The organism is Acinetobacter sp. A1, from assembly GCF_012371315.1.
Lineage (GTDB): Bacteria > Pseudomonadota > Gammaproteobacteria > Pseudomonadales > Moraxellaceae > Acinetobacter.
Genome location: NZ_JAAZQY010000054.1, coordinates 1 through 7160 on the forward strand (window position 1 = coordinate 1; position 7160 = coordinate 7160).

Annotated in this window: 5 protein-coding genes; all 5 read left to right on the plus strand. The window is 41.5% G+C overall.

The features are described 5' to 3' along the window. The first annotated feature begins 591 nt into the window (after positions 1 to 591). The gene (gene lldP, locus HHA41_RS12550; RefSeq protein WP_171525316.1) at positions 592 to 2262 is read left to right on the plus strand and encodes an L-lactate permease; all 1671 of its coding nucleotides are present in this window, start codon (positions 592 to 594) and stop codon (positions 2260 to 2262) included. A 24-nt stretch (positions 2263 to 2286) separates the two neighbouring features. Beyond that, entirely contained in the window at positions 2287 to 3036 is a 750-nt protein-coding gene (gene lldR, locus HHA41_RS12555; RefSeq protein ID WP_005179260.1) for a transcriptional regulator LldR, read from the plus strand. Next, entirely contained in the window at positions 3033 to 4187 is a 1155-nt protein-coding gene (gene lldD, locus HHA41_RS12560; protein ID WP_104470019.1) for an FMN-dependent L-lactate dehydrogenase LldD, read from the plus strand. Before lldR ends, lldD begins: the two co-directional genes overlap by 4 nt. Before the next feature lie 95 nt (positions 4188 to 4282). After that, positions 4283 to 5998: a D-lactate dehydrogenase gene (dld, locus tag HHA41_RS12565; RefSeq protein ID WP_168461927.1), complete on the plus strand. Its 1716-nt coding sequence runs from the start codon at positions 4283 to 4285 to the stop codon at positions 5996 to 5998. A gap of 49 nt (positions 5999 to 6047) precedes the next feature. Beyond that, on the plus strand, positions 6048 to 6947 hold the full coding sequence (locus HHA41_RS12570; RefSeq protein WP_168418659.1) for a LysR family transcriptional regulator: 900 nt from the start codon (positions 6048 to 6050) through the stop codon (positions 6945 to 6947). Positions 6948 to 7160: the final 213 nt, after the last annotated feature.

Genomic DNA, 7160 nt, shown 5'->3' on the forward strand with positions numbered 1-7160 from the left:
ACTACTGAATCGACATAGACAAAATGAGCACTTATGCAAATATTTGTCTATATTTTTAGTTATAGTTAATTACTCTTTGAATGGAAATTAAGATCAAGCATGGCGTTATTTTTTTCATTTATGCTTTTGATTAAGCATGAATATCCGTTCTCTTTTATATATTCATTGAGTCTGTAGCATACTCATCCGAGCCTTCTTTTAGGCTGTATATTGCTCAAGATTAACTCATGTCTAGAGTGAGTTTCATTCATCCAGTCTTTTAATAAGCGCTTAAATACATGAGTTATTCGACTAAAGTCGTAGTCACTTCAAGCCACATGACCAGCCCGCTAAAAATTTAAGAAAAAACAAAGTTTAAATTTTTCTGCTAGCGATTTTTGCGTGCAGGGATATCCATATTTATCATAATAATTGGTATGACCATTAAAATAATAAATCAGACCAATGTTGACATTTGAATGAATAAAATTATTATTTGTGAGCGATATTGAGTGTTTTGGTGTTTTTTATCTCAATATTGGTCAGACCAAAATTAGAACTTTACCTCTATGCTTAGACCTATGTTTACGTTTGAGTGAGCATTTCAAGGAGATGACAATGCTTCAACATTGGCAACAGATCTATGATCCAATGGCAAATATTTGGATTTCGAGTCTAATTGCATCAATCCCGATTATTTTTTTCTTTTTGGCACTGGCTGTATTTCGCTTAAAGGGAAGTGTTGCGGGAACAATTACGGTGATTTTGGCGTTATTAGTGTCTTTATTTGCCTATGGCATGCCAGCACCAATGGCTTTTGCTTCATTGATCTATGGATTTTTCTACGGTTTGTGGCCAATCGCATGGATTATTATTGGCGCATTATTCTTATATAAAATCTCTGTAAAAACAGGGCAATTTAACATTATTCGCTCATCTATTCTTTCGATTACAGAAGATCAGCGTCTCCAGATGCTATTAGTCGGCTTTGCGTTTGGGACATTTTTAGAAGGTGCAGCGGGCTTTGGGGCGCCAGTGGCAATTACTGCAGCGTTATTGGTGGGTTTAGGTTTTAAACCCTTATACGCTGCGGGTTTATGCTTGATTGTGAATACCGCACCAGTTGCGTTTGGTGCAATGGGTATTCCAATTATTGTGGCAGGTCAGGTTTCAGGTGTAGAAACCATGGAAATTAGCCAGATGGTTGGACGTCAGTTGCCATTTATGGTGCCTATTGTGCTGTTCTGGATTATGGCAATTATGGATGGCTGGCGCGGTGTGAAAGAAACTTGGCCTGCAGTGTTGGTGGGTGGTGGTGCTTTTGCGATTGCACAATACTTGACCTCTAACTTTGTTGGACCTGAGTTACCAGACATTACAGCTGCAATTGCCTCTTTGATTAGTTTAACGGTCTTATTTAAATTCTGGCAGCCAAAACACATTTTCCGTTTTAGCGATGCAGACACAAAAGTAGATGCCAACTTGGTTGCAGAACAACAGCAAAAATACAGCATAGGGCAGATTGTTAAAGCATGGTCACCCTTTGCAGTGTTAACGGTGATGGTCACCATTTGGAGCATCAAACCGTTTAAAGATTTATTTGCCAAAGATGGGGCAATGCACGACTGGGTAATTTCCATCAAGGTGCCATTTTTACATCAATTGGTGCAAAAAATGCCGCCTGTAGTGGCAGATGTCAAAGACTACGATGCGATCTTTAAGTTCGATTGGCTGAGTGCAACAGGGACTGCAATTATGATTGCGGCTGTCATCACCATCATTTACTTAAAAATGAAACCGCGCGAAGCTGTTGAAACTTTTGCAGAAACCATCAACGAGCTAAAAACACCAATTTATTCGATTGGAATGGTGTTGGCTTTTGCTTTTATTGCCAATTATTCAGGCATGTCTGCGACTTTGGCACTGGCTTTGTCACACACAGGCAATGCTTTTACATTCTTCTCGCCATTTTTAGGTTGGATTGGAGTGTTCTTGACAGGTTCAGATACATCAGCCAATGCCTTATTTGCTGCCTTGCAAGCCACAACTGCACAGCAAATTGGTGTGCCAGAAGTTCTGTTGGTTGCTGCCAATACCAGTGGTGGAGTAACAGGCAAAATGATTTCACCACAATCGATTGCAATTGCCTGTGCGGCAGTGGGTTTAGTCGGAAAAGAATCGGATTTATTCCGCTTTACCGTGAAACACAGTATCACGTTTACCGTAATGATCGGTATTATTATCACTCTACAAGCTTATGTGTTCCCATGGATGATTCCATAACCACATGCACAAGAGGATAGCCGCATGAAAGTTTCCGACAAAGTTGTTCAAGACCTGCGCACACTGGTTGAAAAAAATCAGATGCAAGTCGGAGACCGATTGCCTGCCGAAAGAAAGTTGTGTGAACAACTCGGGGTTTCCCGTTCCTCTTTGCGTGAGGCTATTCAGCAATTGACCAGTCAGGGCATGCTGGTCAGCAAAGTTGGAGCGGGTACTTTTTTGCAACAGCTGCCAACCAATTGGTCGCAATATCAAATTGTGCAGCCTTTAAGTAACCTGATTGATGAAGATCCTGCTTATCGTTTTGATGTGCAGGAAGCACGAATGGTGCTTGAAGGTGGTACGGCATGGTATGCCGCACAGCGGGCAACCGCTGAGGATTTGAAAAAAATCCGTGCTTGTTATGAGCAAATCGCCCATTTTCAAATTTTGGGTGATGATGATCAGGCGGCAATTGCCGATGCCAAGTTTCATTTGGCAATTGCCGAGGCATCGCACAATTTGGTGCTTATTCAAATGATGCGCGGCTTATTTGATTTGTTGCAATACAACGTGGTTTTGGGTCGACGTAAAGTTTATACCGAAGCCCACCGTTTCGATCAGTTGCATGATCAGCATTTTCAAGTGATGGATGCAATTGAACGTCAGGATCCAGAAGCTGCCCGTGCGGCAGTGTGTGGACATATTGAATTTGTAGTTCAACAAGTACGCATGATAGACGAGGAAGATGCGCGTCGTCAGCGTGCGAGTCGATTAAACAGGATAGCGCCATGATTATTTCTTCTGCGAATGATTACCGCGAAGCAGCTAAACGCCGTTTACCGCCATTTTTATTTCACTATATAGATGGAGGTGCGTATGCGGAACAAACGCTAAAAAGAAATGTAGAAGACCTTTCACAAATTGCCTTGCGCCAACGTGTATTAAATGACATGTCGGCTTTAAGTTTAGAAACCACGTTATTTAATGAAACTTTGTCGATGCCTGTGGCTTTGGCGCCAGTCGGTTTAACAGGTATGTATGCGCGCCGTGGTGAAGTACAGGCTGCGGTAGCAGCAGACAAAAAGGGTATTCCGTTTACATTATCTACCGTGTCGGTGTGTCCAATTGAAGAAGTGGTACCTGCCATTTCTCGCCCAATGTGGTTTCAGCTCTATGTGTTACGTGACCGTGGCTTTATGCGCAATGCTTTGGAACGTGCCAAAGCAGCTGGCTGTTCAACATTGGTTTTTACAGTAGATATGCCTGTGCCTGGTGCACGTTATCGTGATGCACATTCAGGCATGAGTGGGCCAAATGCGGCCATGCGCCGTTATATGCAAGCAGTGATGCATCCAAACTGGGCGTGGGATGTGGGTTTACTCGGCCGCCCACATGATTTGGGCAATATCTCCAAATACTTGGGCAAGCCGACTGGACTGGAAGATTATATTGGTTGGTTGGGCAATAACTTTGATCCATCCATTTCATGGAAAGACCTAGAGTGGATTCGTGAATTTTGGGATGGCCCGATGGTGATTAAAGGCATTTTAGACCCTGAAGATGCCAAAGATGCAGTCCGCTTTGGTGCCGATGGTATTGTGGTATCGAATCACGGTGGGCGTCAGTTAGATGGTGTGTTATCTACTGCACGTGCCTTGCCACCCATTGCCGATGCTGTCAAAGGCGATTTAAAAATTCTGGTAGATTCAGGCATTCGTAACGGTTTAGATGTAGTACGTATGCTGGCCATGGGTGCCGATACTTGTATGCTCGGTCGAGCCTTTATTTATGCATTGGGTGCAGCAGGCGGTGCAGGAGTGAGTAATTTACTTGAACTGATGGATAAAGAAATGCGGGTGGCAATGACCTTAACAGGTGCCAAGAATATTCAGGCCATTACTTCAGATTGTCTGGTGCGACTTGAGCGTGAGCTGAAAGACTAATTTGCAAACATGGGCGATGAATCCATAACTTTAAAAGTTTGGCTTGATTGCTCAATTGTATTTTCTTCACCATTGGAATTCAGGACGTGCACACCATGCCACAGACAAATTCATCAACAGCACAATTTGATGCTGCAGCGACACTCAAAAATTTGGTTGATATTGTGGGAAAAGCGCATGTATTGACCCATGAATCGGATACTCGTTTATATCGTCAAGGGCGACGTTTTGGTGAGGGGCAGGTTTTTGCGGTGGTCACGCCAGGTTCTTTATTGCAGCAGTGGCAAGTGTTGCAAGTGGCAGTGGCGGCAGACTGTATCATTATTATGCAGGCCGCCAATACAGGACTGACTGGTGGTTCGACCCCTTTTGGTGATGATTATGACCGTCCTGTTATTCTGATAAATACTCAGCGTTTAAAAGGCATTCAGCTGATTAATGATGCTAAGCAAGTGATTTGTTTACCTGGAGCTACGTTGGATGCATTGGAGCAGCAATTGGCACCACACCAACGTGAGCCACATTCAGTGATTGGTTCATCTTGTATTGGCGCTTCAGTTTTGGGTGGAGTATGCAACAATTCAGGTGGTGCTTTGGTTAGACGAGGTCCTGCCTATACCGAATTGGCCTTATACGCTCAAGTTAATGCTGCTGGCGAGTTGGTGTTGATCAATCATTTAGGGGTAAATTTAGGTACTAATCCAGAAGAAATTCTGACCCGATTGGAACAGCAACAATATACCGCAGAAGATATTGAATACTCAGAACACTGCTGTGCTTCAGATCAGCGTTATGTGCATGATGTTGCACAAGTTGATGCTGATACCCCTGCACGTTTTAATGCCGATCCAAGCCGTTTATTTGAAGCATCGGGTTCTGCAGGAAAAGTTTGTGTATTTGCCGTGCGCTTGGATACTTTTGAAAAAATCCCGAGTCAGGTGTTTTATATTGGCACCAATCAACAGGATGATTTAACCGCCATCCGCCGTTTTTTATTGCGTGATTTACCCCGTGTTCCAATTGCAGGCGAGTATATCCACCGTGTTGCCTATGACATTGGCGCAGAATATGGCAAAGACAGTTTCTTGTTTATTGAGAAATTTGGCACCAGTAAAGTACCTGCCGCTTTTGCCATGAAAGATAAAGTCGATGGTGTGCTGAGCCGTTGGGGCATGCGCGGGCTGTCCGATAAAGTTTTGCAAATGTTCACGAAGCTGTTGCCTAATCATTTACCTGAACGGATGAATCAATTTCGTGATTTGTACGAGCATCATTTAATTTTACGTATTGAGCAGCAAGATGTTGCAGCAGTACAGCAATTTTTACTGGATTACTTTATTACACGCAGTTCAGGCAGTTTCTTTCTGTGTAATGAGGATGAAGGACGTAAAGCCTTTTTGCATCGTTTTGCTGTGGCGGGTGCAGCAATTCGTTACCGCGATACGCATCGAGATGAAGTTGAAGACATTGTTGCCTTAGACATTGCTCTAAGACGTAATGATTCGCAATGGGTTGAAAATTTACCCGAAGAATTGGAGCGGGCGATTATACATAAGTTGTATTACGGACATTTTTTGTGTCATGTCTTTCATCAGGACTATATCATTCAAAAAGGGGTAGACCCGTTGGCCATGGAACATCAAATGTGGTCATTGCTTGATGCTCGTGGCGCAGAGTATCCTGCTGAACATAATGTTGGACATTTATATGTGGCGAAACCTGCATTAAAGCAGCATTATCAAAAGTTAGATCCAACCAATAGTTTTAATGTGGGTATTGGACATAGCTCTAAATTAAAATCTTGGCGCTAATTGAGGATGAAAACTGAGCAGTGAAAATCGATTCTAAGGAAAGATTAATATGTTTAAGTTAGACAGCAAACTGCTACAGATTTTTTATTATGTATATAAATTAAAAAATGTATCAGCTGCAGCAGATGCTCTAGGTATGAGCCAACCTGCGGTAAGTAACTGCTTAAATAAAATTCGTCAGCATTTTAATGATCCCTTATTTTTGAGGGTGGGCAATGAAATGCTGCCTACAGAATTGGCAAAACAGATTTTTTCTCCAATTAGTGAAATTATTAATAAAATAGAAACGGTCAATAATTTTAAGGTAGATTTTGATCCGACACATTCAGATCAATTATTTACTTTAGCGATGACAGATGTTTCACATTTAGTATTGTTGCCTAAACTGAGTCGATATTTAAAAGAACATGCACCCACGGTCAGAATCAAAATTCGTCCAATTACCCGTGAAACCAGTTATCAAATGGCAAATGGTGAAATTGATTTTGCCATTGGTTTTTTACCTGAGTTAGAACAAGGTTTTTATCAGCAACAGTTATTCTTGCAATATTATATTGTGTTGTGTCGTAAGGATCATCCAAGAATTTGTGAAAATAGTTTAGATGTGAATGCGTATATCCGTGAATCGCATGTCGATGTGGATACCAGTATCGGGCATTATCATATTGAAAATGAATTAAGTAATTTAGGGTTAAAGCGAAATATTTTAATGAGTATCCCAAGTTATTTGGGTGTAGGTTTAATTGTGCAAGAAACCGATATGATTGCGACCGTACCTTATTATTTAAGTGAGGTACTATTAGCCCGTGGCAATTTAAAAGTTGTAAATGCACCTTTAAGTTTTCCAACTTATCCAGTAAGACAGTATTGGCATACTTCATGCCACCATCAAACCAGTCATCAATGGCTCAGAAAAGTGATTTATAATTTATTTAGTCAGCAGCCATAATGAAAGTGTAATTTCAGATGATGACCTATAAATATTTAATGGGTCATCATCTAAGAATATTGTAGTTAAATTATAAAGCGATCACATTAAATTTTTGACCACGATTTTGGCTGCAATGATGCATTTGCATTTTTCCATGGCTTTGTTGCACAAACCTATCTGTAAAGGCTTTTTCAGCGATATAATTTTCAAATGAAGAAGCCTACACACAAA

Coding starts and splice junctions, on each gene's coding strand:
- lldR (WP_005179260.1), top strand. CDS start 2,287: ATGAAAGTTTCCGACAAAGTTGTTCAAGACCTGCGCACACTGGTTGAA.
- HHA41_RS12570 (WP_168418659.1), top strand. CDS start 6,048: ATGTTTAAGTTAGACAGCAAACTGCTACAGATTTTTTATTATGTATAT.
- lldD (WP_104470019.1), top strand. CDS start 3,033: ATGATTATTTCTTCTGCGAATGATTACCGCGAAGCAGCTAAACGCCGT.
- dld (WP_168461927.1), top strand. CDS start 4,283: ATGCCACAGACAAATTCATCAACAGCACAATTTGATGCTGCAGCGACA.
- lldP (WP_171525316.1), top strand. CDS start 592: ATGACAATGCTTCAACATTGGCAACAGATCTATGATCCAATGGCAAAT.